The following is a 21,418-nucleotide window of genomic DNA, read 5'->3' as shown; positions in this document are numbered from 1 at the left end:
GAACTTCGTGGCTTCTTTGTGCACTTTGTGGCCAAACTTATGTTCATGAAGTAAAGAACAAAAGGTTCGAATTAAATGACTGAATTGCTTCAACTGACCGTTCTGATTCCGCTCTATAACGAAGACGAGTCGTTGCCCGAACTGCACGACTGGATTGTTCGGGTCGTAACAGAACATCAGTATACATACGAAATTCTGTTTATCGACGACGGCAGTACCGACGACTCCTGGACCGTAATCGAACGGCTGGCTGGGATTAACCCGAATGTTCGGGCTATTCGTTTTAACCGCAACTATGGCAAAACCGCGGCCCTGCAAACGGGCTTTCAGGCGGCCCGTGGTCAGGTCGTAATTACGATGGATGCCGATTTGCAGGATAGCCCCGACGAAATTCCGGAACTCTACCGGATGATTGTGGAGGATAACTACGATCTGGTTTCGGGCTGGAAGCAGAAACGCTACGATCCAATTACGAAAACGCTGCCAACGAAACTGTTCAATGCGGTATCACGCGGGATTTCGGGCGTGCAACTCCACGATTTCAACTGCGGTCTGAAAGCCTATAAGCAGAAAGTGGTCAAAACAATAGCGCCTACGCTTTACGGCGATATGCACCGTAACCTGCCGATTGTGGCAAACTGGAATGGCTATGGCCGAATTGGAGAGAAAGTCGTTCAACACCGGGCCCGGAAATATGGAACTACCAAGTTTGGTCTGGAGCGGTTCGTCAATGGTTTTCTGGATGTACTCGTTATTGGATTCGTACACCGGTTCAGCAAGCGACCGATGCACTTTTTTGGCACCTTCGGAACGTTGTCGTTTTTAATCGGGTCCATATTGGCCATCTGGCTCATTGTCGAGAAACTCATCAATATTGCACAGGGTGTTAAGTTTCGAAACGCTACCGACAACCCCTTGTTTTATTTTGGACTGGTAGCCATCATTCTGGGCGTTCAGCTATTCCTGGCGGGCTTCCTGGGCGAGATGCTCGTTCGGCAATCGTTAGGTAAATCGGGTGATTATCAGATTGCTGAGCGACTGGGTTTTGCCGATCGGGTCTCTATTTCTTAGGACGCTCCTATGTGAACGCTGAAAAGCCCAATAAGGAAAACAATGAGTTGGGCATCCGTTTAAAAGGAAAACGATCAGGTGTTGTTTTCTCTTTGTATTTTTGTGCCATTCTAAGCATTCCGCCCGCTTTTTGTCATGTGGCTACGGCTACATACCGGCAAAAAGCGGGCGGAATGTTTGTTTCTGCGACTCAACAAACATTGATTATTCCAGTTTTTTCTTTAAATCGTATGCAAGCATTTATTGAGCCGACACAAGTAGATCCAATGGCAAAGACTCCCGCTAAAGCACATCCCTGGCACGGTATTTCTCCGGGCGACAATGCGCCTAATATCATTACCGCATTTATCGAAATTGTACCGACCGATACGGTTAAGTATGAAATCGACAAAGAGTCGGGCTATCTGAAAATCGATCGCCCCCAACAATATTCAAATATTATCCCTGCGCTATACGGCTTTGTGCCCCAAACGTTCTGTGGCGATGGTATTGCTCAACTGGCTTCGGAACGGTCGGGCCGGACGGTTGAAGAGGGCGATGGCGACCCACTCGACATCTGCGTACTGACCGAGCGTGAAATTACCCACGGCGATATTCTGCTACAGGCCATCCCGATTGGTGGTTTCCGGCTGATCGACAAAGGAGAAGCCGACGACAAAATTATTGCCGTTCTGAAAGGCGATTCCATGTATGGTCAATACCACGACCTGAGCGAACTGCCGGTTGCCGTTGTAAAGCGGCTGCAACACTACTTCCTGACCTATAAAAACTTACCCGATGAGCCTGCCGTTATGGAACTGGCCAACGTATATGGTCGTGATGAAGCGCTTGATGTAATCCGGACAGCTATGGACGACTATACCAATATGCCATCGTAAGTTTTACGTTGCCTTGTTGCCTTACATAGAACATCGCTTAGTATGATTTTTATGATTGCTGATAATCATAAAAATCATACTAAGCGATGTTCTATTCATTTTTATACGTGAGCAGCCTGTCAACAAATGACAACTGACTAATGACAAGCCTTTGGCTGACCTTTTAATCCTGCCATTTATCCGTCATTTTGCGCACTCAACATTTTTCTGCAACAATCGCCGACTGATAGAGCGTAATTTTGTTTATTACGTGTACTAACACAGAACTTACTTATTAATACATGCGACAGTTTCTTAAATATGTTTTAGCTACGATCGTTGGCTTACTACTATTTTCGTTCGTCGGCTTTCTGCTATTGCTTGGCCTGGGGGCTGTTTTGTCGTCTTCGGCTGATCAGAAAGTTGTGGTGAAGGAAAATTCGGTATTGAAAATAGATTTGGATGAACCCATAGAAGAACGGAGTTCTGAAAATCCATTTGACGGATTTGGGCCATTTAGCGGGCAGAGCGATGCAATTGGCCTGATTGAACTGAAGCAGGCCCTGAAAGATGCTAAAGACGATGAAAACATTGCGGGCATTTATTTACAATCCGAACAGCCGCAGGCAGGTTGGGCTTCGGCAGAAGAAATTCGTAATGCCCTTATTGACTTCAAAAAATCGAAGAAATTTATATACGCCTATGCCGAAACGATGAGTGAAAAAGGCTACTATATCGCATCGGTAGCCGATAAAATTTATCTTAATCCGGCTGGCGATCTGGAATGGAATGGTCTGGATGCCGAATTGACGTTCTTTAAAGGAACGCTCGATAAATTAGGAATTAAGCCCGAAATTTTCCGGGTTGGCGAGTTTAAGAGCGCTGTAGAGCCCTTTATTCGGGAAAATATGAGCGAACCTAACAAGCGGCAGGTTACATCGTTTATCAACTCCATCAACGACCATATGCTGGTCAACGTTGCGCAAAGTCGTGCGTTGCGTGTCGATTCGCTAAAGCGTTTTGCCGATAATCTGACCATTCAAAGACCGGCCGATGCCTTGCGAACCAAACTCGTTACAAATGTTGGCTATCAGGATGAACTGGAAAGCCTGATTCGGAAAAATCTGGGCATCGATGAAAAAAAGAAAATCAACTACGTTACACTGGGTAAATACGAGAACTCAGAGTCGATAAGTGCCAATTCTGAAGGTACTGGCAGCAATCGAATTGCTGTGGTTGTGGCTTCGGGCGATATTCATTCCGGTAAAGGGGAGTCTAATAGCATCGGTTCTGAAACGATTGTAGAAGAAATTCGCAAAGCTCGTTTAGATGATAAAGTAAAAGCGATTGTGCTGCGTGTCAATTCGGGAGGGGGCAGTGCTTTGGCGTCGGATGTAATGTATCGGGAAGTGCAACTGGCCCGCAAAACCAAGCCCGTCATTGGTTCAATGTCCGATTATGCCGCTTCGGGTGGCTACTACATGCTGATGGGTTGCGATAAAATAGTGGCACAACCCAACACCATTACGGGCTCAATTGGTGTATTTTCGCTGTTGTTCAATACCGAAACATTCTTCAAAGACAAGCTGGGCGTTACCTACGACCGGGTGAAAAGCAATGAAAATGCCGACTTTCCGTCAGTAACGCACGAAATGACGCCATTTCAGAAACAGACCCTGCAACGGGCCACCGAGCGCATCTATGCTGAATTTACGAGCAAAGCTGCTGCCGGGCGTAAACTTCCGGTCGATAGCATTCGGGCCATTGCGGGTGGCCGTGTCTGGACAGGCTCGCAGGGAAAAGCGATTGGGCTGGTCGACCAACTGGGTGGTCTCGATGATGCCATTAAGCTCGCAGCTCAATCGGCAAAGCTGAAAGAAGGCGATTACCGGCTCAAATATCAGCCCCGGAAGAAGCCATTCTTCGAACAACTGATGAATGCCTTCGGAGGAGATGAAGACAGCCAGATGCAGGCTAAACTAGGCGACTTGGCGCCGTATGTGAAGTACCTGAAAAAACTCAAAACGATGGAAGGCATTCAGATGCGCCTACCGTTTGAGATTACGATTCAATAACTACTGGTCAATCCGAAAGTTTCCTGCCCGACCTATAAGGTTTTCGAAAACCTTATAGGTCTTTTTTTTACCTTGCACTAAGCAACACAGTTTTGATGCAGACACTACCTATTCACCTCGATCTGTTTGCGCTGGTTATCCTGCTTGGGGTAGCACAGGGACTATTCCTGGGCGTTTTTTTTCTGACTGGCGAGCGAAGAAAGAGCCTTGCAAATCGCTGTCTGGGCCTGTTTACACTGGCTATTTCATCCATCAGTGGTGAAATATTTCTGAACTACACCAACTATACATTTCGCGTACTCTGGATGGGCGATTTTGCCGAACCATTCAATTTTGTGCTCGGCCCTCTGTTCTACTTTTTCGTATATAGCCGATTGTGGAAACGGTTGCCCCGGTATTGGCAATGGCACCTTGTTCCGTTTGCTATCTGGTTAGTTAATGCAGTTACGTGGTTTTATCAGCCCATCGAATTCAAGTACAATTCCTATATCGACTCGCAGCATCCTGAGCTGCCGTTTATTCATTCTAAACCGTATATAGAAGAGGATTTTACGGGCTTACGCCCCTATATTAATGAATTGACCCTACTGAGTTGTCTTATCTACGCTATTTTAGCTTTAATAACCCTACAAAGAGCCAGTCGGCAGAAAACCTCCGGTCAAGCGATTTTCGGTTTTACATCGCTGCGCCTGTTAAGCTGGCTTTTTGCGCTGGTTCCTGTCCTGATTGTAGTAGTTAAGCCGCAGTTTTACCGGGATGTTGGCGATTTTCTGCTGGCAACCTATGTTTCGCTGACGATTTACACAATGAGTTATCTGGTGATGCGAGGGTCTCATTTCTTTCAGGATGATCCGCTGACGGAATCGCCGATAACGGAACCGGATGTTCCCGCTGAGCCCAAGAAAAAATACGAAAAATCAGCCCTCTCAGAAGAGCTGGAAGAAGCCGTTCTAACCCGCTTAAATCGATTGCTCGATGCCGAAAAACCGTATCTGGAGAGCGATCTGTCATTACCGAAACTGGCCGACCGGCTCAATACGTCACCCCACAATCTGTCGCAACTGCTGAACGACCGGCTAGGCATGACCTTTTTCGACTGGTTGGCCACGCATCGAATCGCGGAAGCCAGGCGATTGTTGAATGATCCCGTAACTACTAATCTGAAAATCGATGAGATTGCCGAACGGGTTGGCTATAATTCACCCTCGGCTTTTCATACGGCTTTCAAACGACTGACAAATCAGACACCAGCTCAGTTTAGAAACCAGTTAGCATCAACGCGATAAATTAAACGACGTCTCATCAACGGCTAAAAAGGTATGTTTAATCGTAGAACCTTCCTGCGACTGTCTGGGTTGACAGCCGCGAGCGATTTTTCCTATAAGTCACTGCTCAATTCGTTGGACCCCGAACCCGTTCGGTTTGTTGGCGACGGCCCTATGTATTCGCCGGAGCAGTGTATTGCTAAATTGCAGGAGATCAATAAAAACCATCCGATTGAACGCGATGCATACGGAAAAGGGGGCAGTATCGATCAATTGACGAAAGCCTTTGCGGAGATGACGGGTAAAGAAGCAGCGATCTACCTGGCATCGGGCACCCTGGCCAATCAACTGGCAATTTCGGTGCTAAGTGGTGAGAATACGAAAGTTTTCGTTCAGGAAACCAGCCATGTCTATCGCGATGAAGGAGATGCGGCTCAGTCGGTGTTTAGTAAACGATTGATTCCGCTGGCCTCTGAAAAAGCATTCTTTACGCTGGAAGAATTACAACAGTCAATAGAAGATCATTTACAGGGCGAAGTATTCAGGAGTGGGTTCGGGGCTGTATCGATCGAGAATCCGGTTCGACGTTGTGATGGGCAATATGTACCGATTAGCGAAATCAAACGCATTTCCACATATTGCCGGGAAAAGGGCTATAAACTGCATCTGGATGGTGCCCGTATTCATTTGGCGGCTGCATTTTCGGGTACGTCGGTGGCCGAATATGCGTCTCATTTCGATACCATTTACATTTCGCTGTACAAATACCTCGGTGCGCCCGGTGGTGCCATGCTCTGTGGCCCTAAAGCAATTATCGATCGGATGGAGCATCTGGCGAAAGTACACGGAGGAGTTATTTACATGAACTGGGTCAGCGCGGCTATGGCGCTCCATCACTTGAACGGGATCGATGATCGGTTTAAAAAAATGGCCACTCAGTCGAAACAGTTGTTTTCATCCTTAAATCAACTTCCCGGCATTACCATCACTCCATTGGAAAACGGTACGAACATAGCCGGTTTAAAGCTGGCAGCAAACGTGAATGCATCGAAACTGATCGATTCGCTTTGGCAAAAGCATCGGATTGCCTTGGCCAGAAATATGGTCGATAATACGACCAGACTGATGGTGAACGATAGTCTGTTAAACCGTTCCAACGACCAGATTGTAGCTGCTTTTAAGGAAGCACTAACAGTTGCTAAGTAATTGGGCAGAGGTTAGCAACCGTTCGACTCAGTTTAGCTTGCCAGAAAACTTCGTGCCGACCGGGATGAACTTCGAGGTTATCGGCAAATAGCGGTTTTTGGGCTGTAGGGTCGAATTTTGGGCTGTCAATCAATACAGACCCACTTATGCCATCATTCCTGAATTGTTTACCGAATTTTCTTAGAACCACGATCCTTGCAGGGCTTATCATACTGCTCTATTCATCGGCCGGGGCTCAGCCATCCGGTTCTGTCGAGTGGCCTGCCTACGGAAATGATGCCGGAGGAATGCGGTTTTCCCCACTGAAGCAGATCAATACTACTAACGTTAAACAACTAACCGTAGCCTGGACGTTTCGAACGGGTGAACTGGAGCATTACAAAGGGACCTACGCTCACGAAAAAGCGGCTTTCGAAGCAACGCCCATCATGGTGGATGGTACGCTTTTTTTTAGTACACCAACCTCACGCGTGTTTGCTATAGATGCTGCTTCAGGAAAACAGAAATGGGAATACGACCCGGATGTGTACCTGCGTCAGGATTTATCAGAGATAACTTCCAGAGGTGTTTCGGTCTGGCCTGCCTCAACCGATAAGCAAGCTTCGTCAACCACCGGTAAGCGGATCTTTGTAGCCACACTGGATGGTCGACTGATTGCGCTCGATGCCGCTACTGGCAAGCCGATTTCTGAGTTTGGGAAAGCTGGAAGCGTCGACTTGCGACAGGGAATCGGCAACATTAGTGTTACATCGCCACCGGCCGTTATTGGCAATACCATTGTGGTAGGGTCGTCGATGGGCGACAATCAGCGATTCAATAATGAGCGCGGTGTTGTTCGGGCATACGATGCCCTGACTGGAGCTTTACGATGGAGTTGGGACCCCATTCCGCGCTCGAAAAAAGACCCTGGATTCGATACCTGGCAAGGTCCTGATGCGCATCGGACGGGCGCGGCCAATGCCTGGTCGCTGATTTCGGCCGATGCCGGGCGAGATCTGGTTTTCGTGCCCACTACCAGCCCTAGCCCCGACTATTACGGGGGCGAACGCTTAGGGCAAAATCTGTTCGCCAGCTCGATTGTTGCCATTCGGGCTTCGACGGGTAAGGTTGTCTGGCATTTTCAGACAGTACACCATGACTTATGGGACTACGACAATGCTGCTCAGCCGCTCCTGTTTACATTTATGCAAAATGGAAAGCCGGTTCCTGCGGTGGCTGTGGGTACTAAAATGGGCCATATTTTTATTTTAAATCGGGAAACGGGTAAGCCGCTATTGCCCGTTGACGAACGCCCCGTTCCTAAATCAACCATTCCGGGCGAAGAAGCCTGGCCTACACAACCGTTTCCGGCAACATTGCCGCTGCTGGGGTTGCAGAAACTGGAGACGTGGGGAATGACGCCCGACGATAAATCGGCTGCGCAGAAGCGGATAGAAGGACTTCGTTATGATGGCGTATTTACGCCACCGTCTTTGCAGGGGAGCGTTATTACACCCGGCAACGTAGGGGGGATTCACTGGGGAGGCATGTGCTATGATCCAGAGTCGGGCTTTCTCATTACAAATGTTAACCGGCTGGCGGCTATCATACGAATTTTGCCAAGAGAACAGTTGGCCGCATCGGTCAAGAACAATGAAGAGATGCTTCGGGCCGAAACCGGGATGCAGTCGGGAACGCCCTATGTGCTGAAACGTAGCTATCTGTTTAAGGGAGGGGAAGGCGGTTTTCTGATGCAGACACCTCCGCCCTGGGGAACGTTAGTCGCAATCGATCTGCAAAAAAGCGCACTGGCCTGGGAGGTGCCGTTGGGGTATATGATGGACCCCGTGAAATACCCACAGGCAAAACAATGGGGTTCGCTGAATTTTGGTGGAGCGGTTGTTACGGCGGGCGGGCTTGTCTTTGTAGCGGCTAGCCTGGATGGTCATTTGCGGGCTTTCAATCGGCAGGATGGTAGTCTGCTCTGGGAAGCAGCTCTGCCGGTAAGTGCCCAGGCCACTCCAATGACTTATCAGATCAACGGGCAACAGTATGTAGTCATTGCGGCCGGTGGACACGGTAAGCTCAACACAAAACTAGGAGATTATGTAGTGGCGTATCGATTACCATAGGCAATGCGCTCGGGGTAGCGCTAAACTTCGCGCCGAACGGCACGAAGTTCATGATTATCGGAAAATAGCCTTTTAAGCCATTTGGAACCGAATTTTGAGGCATCAATCACAAAAAGAAATTATCGATGGTTGCTACACAACAACAAACAACAGATTCGTTGGGAGCGCAGTCAAAGGCTGTTGAGGCTATATCGTTCCGGCGCTACGACCTCGACTGGTTGCGGGTCATCGCCATACTGACCCTGCTCTTCTATCATACCGGTATGATCTACGTTTCGTGGGGATGGCATGTACAAAGCAAAGCTACCAGCCCCGAGTTTGAACTGGTGATGCGGTGGCTGCATCGGTGGCGGATGCCCCTGTTGTTTTTCATTTCAGGAGCCGGAACGTATTTCGCATTGCGCAAACGCTCTTATGGCGCTTATGCCGGTGAGCGGGTTCGGCGGTTATTTGTGCCGCTGGTGTTTGGTATGTTTGTAGTTGTGCCGCCACAAATTTATTTCGAGTGGCTGTTCCGCGGCCGTTTTTCGGGGAGCTACGGCGAATTCTACCCCAATGTGTTTCACTTTCAGCCTTATCAGGATGGGGGTGCGGGGGGCGCTTTTAGCTGGCACCACCTTTGGTTTGTGGCCTATCTGTTTTTGTATTCGTTAATCAGCATTCCTGTTTTTCGCTGGCTGAAAAATAAGCAGGGGCAACGGTTTGTTGATCGGATTGGCCAACTAATTGCGCGACCGGGTGGGGCTATGTGGCTGGTTGGTTTTCTGCTGCTCAACGATGTTGTGTTAGGTGGTTTTTTTCCGAATGAAACCCACGCGCTGATCAACGACTGGGCATATTTTATGAAAAATCTGATCCTGTTCTGGCTTGGTTTTATCCTGATCAGTCGTCGCAATTTCTGGCAGACTATCGCCGACCAGCGTCGTTACTTTCTGGCGGGCACCCTGGTTTGTACGATCATACTGTACGCAGCCAGGCCCTTTTTCGGGCTCGACCCTGCCAACGATACGGTGTTAGTCCGAACGCTTTTCAGTTTCAATAGCATTGGGTTAACCTGGTTTTCGGTACTAATGACAATTGGGTATGGCTACCGCTATCTGAATGCCAATCCGTTATGGCGAGAAAAGCCCATTCTGCCCAAACTAAATGAGGCTGTTTATCCATTTTATATCCTGCACCAGACCGTAATCGTAATGGTTGGGTATTATGTGCTTACCCAAATGGAGCTTGGGGTTTACGACGGATTTTTAGTAGTAAGTTTTTCATCGTTAGCCATTTGCATTTTTCTGTACCTGCTTGTCATCCGGCCTTATAAACTGATGCGTTTGTTGTTTGGTATGAAGTGAGCTTTACGGTCAGCTATAATTGGCCGATCAGTAAACGAAAACTCATTTCTAATGCCGCCCGCAGTGCCGGACCTGGAGTGTTTATGCGGCAGATTCAACAACGGCTAAAGGTGCTAATCTGGCTGTTTTTCGTCAATAACCACTATTGAGGAAGAGCCATAGGCCTTAGCCGATTGACGGTAAACTTCAGAGTGTCTTCAGAATGCTGTTGTTACTTTGTCGCTGTAACGCACGCTTAGCGAGTACAGTAGCGATATGACAACCAGGCAACTTCGGCAGTATTTATATCGACATGGCGGATCGCGGGCTAGTGACTACCCAAAGTTAGTTGAGTGGGTAGCCCGTCGACTTTCAACCGATCATTTTCAGGGGCTTCCGCTGACGGTGCTGATGGGTTTGCTAGTAGGCAATGTACTGGTATTGTCCGAGATAGCGGAGAACCTGGTGAAATCGGAGCCGATGGTCAAAATCGACGCGCTGTTTACCCAGGGACTCGTTCGGAACCGAACCCCACTAATCAGCCATATTCTTTATGCACTTACCTGGCTGGGTTCTTTCTATATGACTATAGGATTAACGCTGGCCGGGTCTTTTTTTCTATACCGACAGCAAAAAAAGCGGAACATCATCATACTTTGGGTTATGCTGGCGGGTGTTGGTACCACGGTTCAGCTCGGTAAACGAACGTTTAGCCGAGCTCGTCCGCAACAGGTAGCCTATTATCCAGAAACGGGGTATTCCTTTCCCAGTGGTCACTCGGCCACGGCGATGACCTTGTACGGCCTTTTGGGATACTGGCTGGTGAGGGGCCGTCATCGACTCCATCATCCGGTACGGATTGGTGTATTGGCCGCTATTCTAATTCTGGCCGTGGGTTTCAGCCGTATTTATTTAGGTGTGCATTTTTTGAGCGATGTATTGGGTGGGTATCTGTTAGGTGCTTGCTGGCTCCTTGTCGGTATTGTGCTGTCGGAATGGCAGCGGCAACATACCTGACCTGATCCTGTGCTCCTCATTTCTTCGAATTACTCAACTTATGTTCTTCCCTTATTTGTTTGTAGTCATCTCTGCCTTGTTCGCGTTTTCATTAAGTGCTGTTTGTGGCGGAGGAGCAGGGCTGTTATTACTACCCATGCTGGGATCGCTCTTGCCCGGCGCTCAGGTACCAGCCGCCTTATCGATTGGTACCATGTCCAGTTCTTTTTCCCGAATCCTGGCGTTTTGGAGTCGTATTCGCTGGGATATCGTCGTCTGGTTCGTACCGGCGGCATTGCCTGCTGTTTGGCTGGGAGCACGGTTACTTAGCTATCTGAATCCGTTGTATCTGGAGCTGCTCATGGGTTTATTCTTAATGGCGAATCTACCCCAGATTTTTCGGCCGGCCGCCGGGGCAAACACAACCCCTTCAATGCCTAAATGGGTACTGGCGTTCATTGGGGCTGCGGCTGGATTTGTATCGGGTTTAACAGGAGCGGTAGGTTTACTCTTTAACCGCTTTTATCTGCGTTATGGCCTGAAAAAAGAAGAAATCGTAGCTACCAGAGCGGCCAATGAAATTGTGCTCCATGCTATCAAGTTGATACTGTATGCGTCGTTTGGCCTCCTGACGAGCCGCGCGTTAACAGTGGGTGGGCTGGTAGCCGTAGCTGCCATGGCTTCGTCCTGGGCGATGACGTGGTTACTGCCCCGACTTAGCGAGCGGTTCTTCCGACAGATTGGGTACACGGCTATGGTTGTTTCGGGGTTAAGCCTATTTATTGACGCTTCAGGACAGGTCATATCCAAAAATTCAGTAGCACTCGATTTCTCGCCACTGGCAAATGGTACTACTACTCAGCTTCAATGGCGCAATACATTATTCTCGTTGGAATTCGAATACGACGAAGGGTTTGAGTTCGAACATACAATTGTATTCAACGATTTACCTTCAGATAAACAAGCTCAGGTGAGGGCGCTTTCAAGGGGGGCAGAAAAATATGTGCTGGAAGAAGTATTCAGTCTCCATCAGCGCTCCTATGAAGTGTATGTATATCGAGGAAACAAACTGGAGAAGTTCGATATCTGAGTCTTGCAGAAGAATTTCGAGGCTTTTATTCGCCATTTCCTAATGGAGGGGCATGAGTAACCTACAATTGGAGGAACTGACCACAAGATGTAAAATGGTTCGGCAAGCAAATTCAGGGATTTGACGGGAAATTTTGGGCTTCTGACCTTTTTTGTTGGGTTATAGCTCGAATGGGTTGTCTCTTTGTTCAATAAATCGGGGAAAAATTAAGTATCTGTATGCGTTCTATTCTCTATCTATTGTATTGTTTACTATTAGCAGGGCCATTACTGGCTCAGGCACAGGGGGCGCAACCGGACCCCGCCAGACCTGCTTCACCATCCTCAGAAGCTCTCCCAAAAGGTAATGCTAAAATTACGGGCTATGCCGTAGATTCAACGTTGACTAAAGCCGTTGAGTATGCAAACGTTGCGTTGTATGATGCCCTTACTGGTCAATTGATCGATGGGACGGTGGCCGATGAAAAAGGTAAATTTACACTCAATCGGTTAGCTGCGGGATCGTACCGACTACTTATCTCATTTTTAGGATATACTGCCAAAACTGTCGATAACGTCGTTATTGCTAAAGGACAGGTAAAAGATATGGGCGTTATCCGACTAAGTGCCAGTACCCGCACACTAAACGAGGTGACCGTTGCCGGGAAAAAAGCATTGGTAGAGGATAGAGTAGATCGTCTGATTTATAATGCAGATAGTGATGTAGCGGCCAAGGGCGGAGATGCCATCGACATTCTGAAAAAGGTCCCCATGTTATCAGTCGATTTGACAGGCAATGTCACGTTGCAGGGAAGCTCCAGCGTGCGCGTGCTGATCAACAACAAACCGTCTTCGATTCTGGCAGGCAACCTGGCCGATGCACTCCGGCAAATTCCAGCCGACCTTATCAAAACTGTTGAAGTAATTACGTCGCCTTCCGCTAAATATGACGGTGAAGGCAGCGGGGGAATTATCAACATCATTACCAAGAAAAATACATTGCAGGGTCTACACCTGGATGTAGACGGTGGTACTGGCAATCGTAATTCAACGCTGGGGCTAAATGGTAGCTTCCGAAAGGGTAACTTGGGGGTTAACCTGAATGGCAATGGCCGGGTCATTTACAACCCATCTGCATCGGATTTGAACCAGACAACGTTTCTGGCATCGGGCGCCACGCCGATTCGGACCAGTCAGCACATCGATGCTTTTGATAAAGGGACTTTTGCTCAATATGCCTTTGGCCTGGATTATGATCTGGCCAAGAATCAATCGTTAACCGGCGGAGTTCGGTTGGGTATCCGAAATCTAAGCCAGGATCAACATCAAACAACAAGTAGTCTTGGCAACGAAAGTACGACGCTGCCCAATAAGCGAGATGTTAACACCCAGAACCTATCCAATTCGATTGATGTCAACCTTGATTATTTACATACATATCCCGGTGCAGGTGACGATTCCCGGAAAGAATTAAGCTTTTCGACACAGTATAGTCAGAGCCACCTGACCAATAATTTTGAAGCGAATCTATTGGATACCGTTGGCCAGATCAGCAGCCGCCAGAAAAACCTGAACTTTGCCACCAACCAGGAATTTATTTTACAGGCCGATTATCAAACGTATATCAATAAACGGCTTCAAGTGGAATTTGGCGCTAAAAATACCTTTCGGAAAGTTACCAGCGACTACAGCTATTTTTTAGCAGGCCCCACAACGGAGTTTACTTCTAATCCAGATCGTCCATCCGGCCTGCTCGATTACAATCAGAATATTGCCGCAGCTTACTTGTCAACAACCCTGACAACGCGCAGTAATCTGGTTATCAAGCCAGGACTACGTTATGAATATACCAGCATTCAGGCCCGAACGGGTAATACATCGACAGGGGAGCCGGGTCCGATTTCTATTCCAGACTATGGGCGATTGCTCCCCAGTCTCAATCTGGCCCAGAAAATTGGGGAGAGTTCCAGCCTGAAATTAGGCTACACCCGCCGTATTCGCCGACCGTTTATTGATGATCTGAACCCCAACTTCAATACGGCTAATCCGCTCAATATAAGAGTGGGTAATCCATACCTTAAACCGGAAACGGTTGACAGGGTCGAAATCGGTTATAGTACCCAGTTAAAGAAGACATATTTGAATTTTTCGCTTTATACCCGGCTCAATAGAGATGATATTCAATCCATTAGCCAACGTTCCGATACGCTGGCGGGGGCCGTTGTGACGCGGGTTACTAACCTGGGGAAAGAATATAACTATGGCACTAACCTTTTTGCAACGTTTACTATTTTGCCCCGCTGGAGTGTCAATACAAATATTGATATCATGTACCGTTTTATTCAGGGAATGGCACTGGACATCAACGGGGTGTCTGCCATGATCAGTAATCAGGGATTCCGCTGGGGCGGTCGACTCGACACGCAACTGCAATTGGACAAAGGCTGGATTGTGCAGGCGAATATGGGTTACCGTGGCAAAGACATCGCTCTGCAGGGCTACCGAATCGGATTTGCTCAATATTCATTGGGTGCTCGGAAAAGCTTTACCAATAAACGCGGAAGTGTAGGCTTTGTAGCAGAAAATTTTCTGACTCATGGTATGCGCTTTACATCCATATTGAACTCTGCGCAGTTTAACCAGGATTTCCGACAATATATTTATAACTCCAGTGTTCGGCTAACCCTCAGTTATAAGTTTGGAAGTCTGAACGGAGCCAAAGTAAGAAAAAGTAAATCGATAAGTGAGGAAAATTAAAGGCAACCAGTTGCCAGGTGGTTCTGAGGAAAACGGCTCTTTTCAGAATATTCAGTTTTAGTTTGACAGGTCGACTCTCCAGCAAAAAATATATAACGCATAAACGGAGATGCATAGCTAATGATGTGGTGGGTATACGCATTAATTTCGGCCTTATTTGCTGCGCTGACGGCAATTCTGGCGAAAATAGGGATCAAAGGGGTCAATAGCGATTTAGCTACCGCCATTCGAACGGTGGTTATTTTGCTGGTGGCCTGGGGAGTGGTGTTTTGGCGTGGCGGTATCGACACGTTGCCTGCTCTTAACCAGAAAAACTGGACATTTTTGATTTGTTCGGGGCTGGCAACTGGATTTTCCTGGATTTTTTATTTCAAAGCGCTTCAACTGGGTAAGGTTTCGCAAGTGGCTGCCGTCGATAAGCTTAGCGTGGCCCTTGCTATACTCCTTTCCGTAGTTCTATTGGGTGAAACACTGACCTGGAAAGCTGCAATAGGAGCGGCTCTAATAATTGGAGGAACACTTGTGCTGATTTTATAAGTTGTCGGCCAGCGTACCTAACGAGTATGTCTTTGTGTATTTTAGTCTCCGGCGGGCCGTCGAGTTTGAGGAAGTCAATAGCTGATCCGGTTTGTCGGTCTTGATCTCATGCATTACTTTTGACTAACGACTTTTTATGATTTTTACATATATGACTGCTCTTCGTACTGACTGGACTCGTGCCGAAATCACCGAGATATATAATTCGCCCGTACTGGATCTGATATACCGGGCTGCTACTGTACATCGCCAGCACCACGATCCGCAGGAAGTGCAGGTTTGCACCCTGCTGTCGGTTAAAACAGGAGGATGCCCTGAAGATTGCGCTTATTGTCCGCAGGCTGCCCGCTATCATACCAACGTGAAAGTGCATAAGCTTATGGAGGTCGACGAGGTGTTGGAAGCGGCACAGCGGGCTAAAGATACGGGCAGTACACGCTTTTGCATGGGAGCTGCCTGGCGCGAAGTACGCGACAATCGTGATTTCGACAAAGTTCTCGAAATGGTTCACGGAGTCAACGAAATGGGGCTGGAAGTATGCTGTACGCTCGGTATGTTGACCGAAAGTCAGGCCGAGAAACTGAAAAATGCGGGTCTGTATGCCTATAACCACAACCTCGATACCAGCGAAGAGTTTTACGGCGACATTATTACTACGCGTACGTACGACGATCGGCTGGATACCATTGGCCATGCTCGAAAAGCTGGGATTTCAGTCTGTTCGGGCGGCATTATCGGCATGGGTGAATCGGATCAGGATCGGATTGGTATGCTGCACACACTGGCTACGCTTCCTGAACACCCTGAGTCGGTCCCGGTCAATGCGCTGGTACCGGTAGAAGGAACCCCGCTGGAAGAACAACCACGGGTATCGGTTTGGGAAATGGTTCGGATGATTGCTACGGCCCGAATTATCATGCCGAAAGCGATGGTACGCCTGTCGGCTGGCCGGGTTCGGATGACTACCGAAGAGCAGGCTCTTTGTTTTCTGGCTGGTGCTAACTCGATTTTCGCAGGGGATAAACTGCTAACCACGCCAAACCCCGCTGAAGATGCCGATCTGCAACTGTTCCAGACACTGAATATTCGTCCTCGAAAAGCATTCAAAAATGAGGGTCAGTCTGACCAGGAGCGCCCTGGTGTCGTTTTTGAGCAGATTCCGCTTGCCGTAAATTACTAATGGATTGACTTTTTGTTTGTTTACAGAGTTATAGTTGTGGCACGGTTCTGAACCGTGCCACAACTATAACCACCCATAATCAGATCCCTGAAGCCCAGCAAGACAAAATATTTTCGGTTGCTGAATCGTTGGACTGAAAAAGCTGACTATGATAGTAGTGCGAGCGAATTGGGTTGTGGCCCTATTGGTGTTGGGAAGCCTCTTAAGTTTGAGTGCCTGTGAATCATCGACCGAAATCGTGATGCCTAGCCAAACCGTAGCTACAAACCAATCGGTAACCGTATCAGACTGGGTAATGATTGAATCCAATACCTGGACCACTAATCGGAAAGTACCGGATATGAACGTTGCGGGCTTTATTGATAGTGCCGTTACAAATTCGGTGGTTGAAGATGGGCTGGTGGTTGCATTTTTTCGGGCTTCACCTGAAGATGAGGTTTATCCATTACCCGTTATGGTGAATAACCACCGGATTACGTTCACCTATTATGCGATGAATGATAAGGGTATTGTTAGTTTTCAGCAGGATGCCGGGCAACCGGTCTGTGGCGAATTTCGGTGGGTTGTAGTGCCAAAAGGAGCGGCCAGAAATGTCGACTGGGCAGATTACTCGGCCGTAAAACGGGAACTGGGCCTTAACGAATAACGTAAAACCGGTGCGGGTCGTAAGGGAATTGTGCCCAATTACGACCCGCACCGGTTTTGTGTGTATAGATTACTTACAGGCGACGGGTATATTCGTCTTCGGCAATCTTTTCGATAAGAACTTCGGCCATACTTTGTGCCTGTTCCTTACGAACTTCTGCCTTTCCTTTCGTTTCGACCGTTACGTTAATGATGTGATTTATGTACAAAACGTGCATAGCACCAGTAGTAGGGTTCCACACGGCTTTGTCGCCAAGACCCGGAACGGCTTCATACGATCCCTGACTAACAGTTGGCTTCATGTGGGGCCTAGTGGCCTCTGTCAGACCTGGCGATGGATGCGACTGAGCAGGCGCATGTTCGGTAGTATCGGTAACCGGAGGAGTGTCAGCCGCGGTAGCCTCTTCGCCTGTATCGGTTTTAACATCCGGCATTTCTTCTTCAGCTTCTTTTCCCTGATAAAGTTTGTCGAACGTGTCTGTTGCAATATAAATAGAGCGGTAAGGCTTTCTGCCGTTGAACGAAACGAGCACTTTGTTCCCTGCCCACTCGAATGCGCAGCCATCGTGTTCGGCAATTTCATTTAACTCCGCTTTCTCATCCAGACTAAAGGTGTGGCGGACAAACTCTTCCCCTAAAATGTCGCAGGGATTGTCGTATATGGCGTTGCTCGTGAGCATCTGAACGCCAGTAACCCGTTTTGCCAGAATAGGGCTAGCTCCATCCTGATAGGCAGGATCGGAAGTGTCAGTAGCAGTACCGCAAGCGAAACACAGTACAGGTAAAGCCAGTATCAGTGATTTGATTTTCATGAGTTATTTTGAGAAAAGCCAAAATTAGCGTTTTCTGAGATACCAAGTCAATCGTTCGGTCGCATTTTGACCAAATGCATCCGAACATCGCCCACAGTTAATGATAGTTTAACCAGTGGGCGCATACCAGAATTCGTTAATCAATAACCGACTTTTTTCGACAATGTGCAGGAAGTCCATGCGAAACAGCATTCATTCTGTAGTTTTGCCGGTGAATTATCGTATTCATGTCCATCATCGAAACCATTCCGCTTGCGTCTGGCCGAAAGGCTTATTTTGCTTCTGATTTTCATCTGGGTACGCCAACTCCCGAACAAAGTCTCACTCGCGAACGGGTCATTGTTGCCTGGCTCGATACGATTCGGAAAGATGCTGATGTCATTTTTCTGGTTGGCGATGTGTTCGACTTCTGGTTCGAATATAAACGCAGCATCCCCAAAGGCTTTATCCGTCTGCAGGGAAAACTGGCAGAGTTGACCGATGCAGGGATGCGGATCATTCTTTTTACGGGCAATCATGATATGTGGATGGACAGTTATTTTACGCAGGAGATGGGTATTCCGGTCTATCGGCAACCCCGTGTGTATGAGCTGGCGGGAAAACGCTTTCTGATTGGTCACGGCGATGGTCTGGGCCCTGGCGATTATACATACAAAAAACTAAAGCGAGTCTTCGAAAGCCAACTGGCCCGACGATTGTTCCGCTATATTCATCCCGATTTAGGCATTGGTATTGCCCAGGCCTGGTCGCGACGGAGCCGGATCGGTAATCAGGAGAAAGGGGAGGAGCATTTTCTGGGAGAAGACCGCGAATGGCTGATGCAGTATTGCCGGGAGGTAGAGGCAAAAACCCACCACGATTATTACGTTTTTGGCCATCGTCATCTGCCGCTCGACCTGGCCGTCAACGACCATAGCCGGTATGTTAATCTGGGGGAGTGGGTTTCGGCTAAAACCTACGCTGTTTTCGATGGGAAGGATCTGGTGTTAGAAAAATGGCAGCCAGCCGCGTAAAGCCGCTTACCGGCTGCCAACCATTACTTGTTGGGCGCAGTAAACATAGCCCACCCCCATGCGCAATAGAGTTAGCACAATTCATCCGAATTCGTTTGGCTCGTGGGTAGCTTTAATAAGGCTTCCTGAGTAATGACCGTATTGGGAAAGGATTTGATGAATTCACCAGTGTCCTTAAAAATTACCCATTCATTGCTGCTAGCATCTAAACGAATACTCACCCACTGATCCGCGACGGACCGGCTCACAAACCACCGTTGATAATAGAAGGAGATGACGGCAATCTTGCTCACCTTCCGATGCCAGCATCGTGATTGGAGAAAGGCCAAGACCTGTTGATAATCGAAATTACTAACCTCAAAGAGACGTAGCGGGGTATCGATGGCAGGGTAAGCCTGTTGACGAGTCTGCTCATTCAATCGTCGAACTGGATAGCGTTCGCGCTGGGTTAAAATAACCTGAGCTAACTTCCGGCGAAGATCCTCGATGTCGGAGCAGGTAGCTAAATCAGACCAATTAGCGGTTGTGGCTTGGGCACGTTCTACCTTGGCGTTATCCGTGGGCCGAGCGGCCCGGTTCCAGATCGGCTTAATACCATACCCCACCAACCAAAGCGGAAGCAGCGGAATCTGTAACCGCTTTGGGTCACCAAATGGCCGACCATTATCAATCTTAATGGCTTGAGGCAACCCCCATTGTCGGAAAACTAGCTGTAATTGTTCACAGATGGTCTCTAAGGGTACTTGACCGATTCGGCCATAGGGGGAAAACCGGGGCGGCTAACACCGCTCCGCTCTTTTCGTCGACGACCGTTAACCAGCACACTTTAGTACCATCGAGGGTGCGTTGGTGTTCTTTGGCATCAACCTGCCAGACTTGATGAGGATACTCCGCCCACACTTTGGGTGTGTTAAGCAATTGGGGGCGTGGCTTAGTCAGGTTAGCCGCCTTGAACCAGAGTTGGAGTGTACGAATTGAAGGCAAACGTCCCATGGCATAACGTGCATCGAGTTGCAAGCGAATGTAAGGAGCGCCCCAGAGTGGATGTGCCCGCTTCAACCACAGACTAACTCGATGATAAAAAGCAGCCAATCGGATGCCTTTGGTACCACATTGCTTGTAGTGGGGTACTAGTCCTTCTTCCCCTTGCTGGGCTTGACGTTTACAAATGCGCCGAACGGCGTCGTAACTCACGCCCAGTTCTTGGCTGATTTGACGGTAGAGTTTGCCTTGATCTCGCATCTGAGCGATTTGTTGACGAGTGGCAAATGGAATAGCGACTGCCATACTGATTTCGATTAAGCCATCGTCAATATCGTAAATCGTGCTAACTCTATTGCGCATGGGGGTGGGCTATGTTTACTGCGCCCAACATACTTTAGTTCGTTGCCAGCAATATCTTCCCAGCGGTAGTAGTGAAATGTTTTTCCTTCCGACATAGCCACAAAGAGGCCATGCGGAAACTGCTTGCCCAGCGCTACACTGGTAACGTCGGAACCATCACTGATCTGGGCGGCTACTTTTACGACTTTCAGAAGTTTATGCTCATTTGGGTGGCCTGATTCACCTTCGCGTCGGAAAATCTGGAACTGGTTGGCTCCCTGATCCGAAACCAGTAAATAGCCGGTTTTAGGCCCCGTTTTATAAATCGAAATGCCTTCGTGATCGTCGGCAAACCCTGTGCGGGCAAACAAAGCCAGTTCGGCATTTCCCCGTTCAGGATCGGCGTAGTATTTGCGAACGCCAACACCTTCGTCGGAATAATACACGTAGCCGAGTTCGTTATCGACGGCAATGGATTCAATTTCCTTTTTGCCGCTCCAGATTCCAAATTTGCGCACACAGGTGGCTCTGATGTGCCCCGTACCGTCATCTTCCAGTCGGTATTGCCACAAATAGCCCTCGGTTGGGCCTTCCTTGCGGCCAACAATGGCAAAGATGCTACCATCCGTTGAGCGTTTATAAAGCGCAATACCCATTGGCAGCCGGTTTGTTTCGCCCTCAAACACATCCAGATTCTGCTGGTCGAGCGGCTTCATATCCGGTAGCCGAAAGGTGCGAATGCGAGACGTTCCGCGCTCCGTTACAACCGCTACATCAGTTGGCTGACCGTTTAGGCTCAACCCATACACAATATCAACATTGTTTGGGCGATTGAGTGGGCGAACAACTTTATCGGAAATTACTTTTCCTTGTAAATCAAATACATATAAGGCGCCGTCGGTATCCTTGTCGGTTCCGATAATCAGGCTTTTCGTGGGGTCTTTCGGGTTGATCCAGATGGCGGGATCGTCGGTGTCGTGCCGAACCGTATCGGTGATAAAAATGGGCTGAACAACGGATGGCCGACCCGTTTCGGATTGCGTAGACTGCGCGGCCGGATGCTGGCAGGCGGTTAGCAACAACAGGCCGGTGAGAATAAAAGCCAGCGCATACGCAAATCGCTGACTTTTAGGCAAACTGGTTTTCATGCTTTTTACGAATGATTTGAGGCCGAATC

The 21,418-nt window shown here is 48.4% G+C and carries 18 protein-coding genes; 14 read left to right on the top strand and 4 right to left on the bottom strand.

The window, feature by feature from the left end:
* Positions 1-75: 75 nt before the first annotated feature.
* The 13 genes from WBJ53_RS17335 to WBJ53_RS17275 all read left to right on the top strand — a co-directional run bounded on the left by WBJ53_RS17335 (position 76) and on the right by WBJ53_RS17275 (position 17,094).
* Complete coding sequence (locus WBJ53_RS17335; protein ID WP_338868362.1) at positions 76-1,071, top strand: glycosyltransferase family 2 protein; 996 nt, start codon at positions 76-78, stop codon at positions 1,069-1,071.
* Positions 1,072-1,337: 266 nt separating this feature from the next.
* Complete coding sequence (locus WBJ53_RS17330; RefSeq protein WP_338868360.1) at positions 1,338-1,949, top strand: inorganic pyrophosphatase; 612 nt, start codon at positions 1,338-1,340, stop codon at positions 1,947-1,949.
* Between the two features lie 281 nt (positions 1,950-2,230).
* Positions 2,231-4,003 carry a signal peptide peptidase SppA gene (sppA, locus tag WBJ53_RS17325; RefSeq protein ID WP_338868358.1) on the top strand — a complete coding sequence of 591 codons (1,773 nt, stop codon included), beginning with the start codon at positions 2,231-2,233 and terminating at the stop codon, positions 4,001-4,003.
* Between the two features lie 95 nt (positions 4,004-4,098).
* Positions 4,099-5,289 (top strand): helix-turn-helix transcriptional regulator, encoded by a 1,191-nt coding sequence (locus tag WBJ53_RS17320; protein WP_338868356.1) that lies wholly within the window; start codon positions 4,099-4,101, stop codon positions 5,287-5,289.
* Positions 5,290-5,322: 33 nt separating this feature from the next.
* The gene (locus WBJ53_RS17315) at positions 5,323-6,474 is read left to right on the top strand and encodes a beta-eliminating lyase-related protein (RefSeq protein WP_338868354.1); all 1,152 of its coding nucleotides are present in this window, start codon (positions 5,323-5,325) and stop codon (positions 6,472-6,474) included.
* 146 nt (positions 6,475-6,620) lie between these two features.
* Complete coding sequence (locus WBJ53_RS17310; protein ID WP_338868352.1) at positions 6,621-8,585, top strand: pyrroloquinoline quinone-dependent dehydrogenase; 1,965 nt, start codon at positions 6,621-6,623, stop codon at positions 8,583-8,585.
* Positions 8,586-8,710: 125 nt separating this feature from the next.
* Complete coding sequence (locus tag WBJ53_RS17305; RefSeq protein WP_338868350.1) at positions 8,711-9,931, top strand: acyltransferase family protein; 1,221 nt, start codon at positions 8,711-8,713, stop codon at positions 9,929-9,931.
* 255 nt (positions 9,932-10,186) lie between these two features.
* Positions 10,187-10,927 carry a phosphatase PAP2 family protein gene (locus WBJ53_RS17300; RefSeq protein ID WP_338868348.1) on the top strand — a complete coding sequence of 247 codons (741 nt, stop codon included), beginning with the start codon at positions 10,187-10,189 and terminating at the stop codon, positions 10,925-10,927.
* 40 nt (positions 10,928-10,967) lie between these two features.
* Positions 10,968-11,996 (top strand): sulfite exporter TauE/SafE family protein, encoded by a 1,029-nt coding sequence (locus WBJ53_RS17295; RefSeq protein WP_338868346.1) that lies wholly within the window; start codon positions 10,968-10,970, stop codon positions 11,994-11,996.
* Between the two features lie 218 nt (positions 11,997-12,214).
* A complete protein-coding gene (locus tag WBJ53_RS17290) occupies positions 12,215-14,731 on the top strand; it encodes a TonB-dependent receptor (protein ID WP_338868344.1) in 2,517 nt (838 codons plus the stop codon).
* Between the two features lie 123 nt (positions 14,732-14,854).
* A complete protein-coding gene (locus WBJ53_RS17285; protein ID WP_338877201.1) occupies positions 14,855-15,268 on the top strand; it encodes an EamA family transporter in 414 nt (137 codons plus the stop codon).
* A 151-nt stretch (positions 15,269-15,419) separates the two neighbouring features.
* Positions 15,420-16,448: a biotin synthase BioB gene (gene bioB, locus WBJ53_RS17280; RefSeq protein WP_338877200.1), complete on the top strand. Its 1,029-nt coding sequence runs from the start codon at positions 15,420-15,422 to the stop codon at positions 16,446-16,448.
* A 148-nt stretch (positions 16,449-16,596) separates the two neighbouring features.
* Positions 16,597-17,094, top strand: coding sequence for a hypothetical protein (locus tag WBJ53_RS17275; protein WP_338868342.1), 498 nt, complete (start codon positions 16,597-16,599; stop codon positions 17,092-17,094).
* A 73-nt stretch (positions 17,095-17,167) separates the two neighbouring features.
* On the opposite strand, the gene WBJ53_RS17270 is transcribed toward WBJ53_RS17275, so the two are convergent.
* Positions 17,168-17,905, bottom strand: coding sequence for a hypothetical protein (locus WBJ53_RS17270; RefSeq protein WP_338868340.1), 738 nt, complete (start codon positions 17,903-17,905; stop codon positions 17,168-17,170).
* Positions 17,906-18,132: 227 nt separating this feature from the next.
* Here WBJ53_RS17270 and WBJ53_RS17265 point away from each other — a divergent pair, with 227 nt between their 5' ends.
* Complete coding sequence (locus WBJ53_RS17265; RefSeq protein ID WP_338868339.1) at positions 18,133-18,918, top strand: UDP-2,3-diacylglucosamine diphosphatase; 786 nt, start codon at positions 18,133-18,135, stop codon at positions 18,916-18,918.
* Between the two features lie 71 nt (positions 18,919-18,989).
* Here WBJ53_RS17265 and WBJ53_RS17260 read toward each other — a convergent pair whose 3' ends face one another.
* From WBJ53_RS17260 to WBJ53_RS17250, 3 genes are read right to left on the bottom strand one after another with little or no spacing between them, the layout of a single operon-like run.
* Positions 18,990-19,607: a hypothetical protein gene (locus WBJ53_RS17260; protein ID WP_338868337.1), complete on the bottom strand. Its 618-nt coding sequence runs from the start codon at positions 19,605-19,607 to the stop codon at positions 18,990-18,992.
* Positions 19,608-19,638: 31 nt separating this feature from the next.
* Positions 19,639-20,262, bottom strand: coding sequence for a helix-turn-helix domain-containing protein (locus WBJ53_RS17255; protein WP_338868335.1), 624 nt, complete (start codon positions 20,260-20,262; stop codon positions 19,639-19,641).
* Positions 20,217-21,389 carry a phytase gene (locus tag WBJ53_RS17250; RefSeq protein ID WP_338868333.1) on the bottom strand — a complete coding sequence of 391 codons (1,173 nt, stop codon included), beginning with the start codon at positions 21,387-21,389 and terminating at the stop codon, positions 20,217-20,219. Before WBJ53_RS17250 ends, WBJ53_RS17255 begins: the two co-directional genes overlap by 46 nt.
* Between the last annotated feature and the right edge of the window lie 29 nt (positions 21,390-21,418).

This window comes from Spirosoma sp. SC4-14 (assembly GCF_037201965.1).
Taxonomy (GTDB): domain Bacteria; phylum Bacteroidota; class Bacteroidia; order Cytophagales; family Spirosomataceae; genus Spirosoma.
The sequence above is the reverse complement of the archived record's forward strand: the minus strand, read 5'-3'. Positions and strand labels throughout refer to the sequence as shown.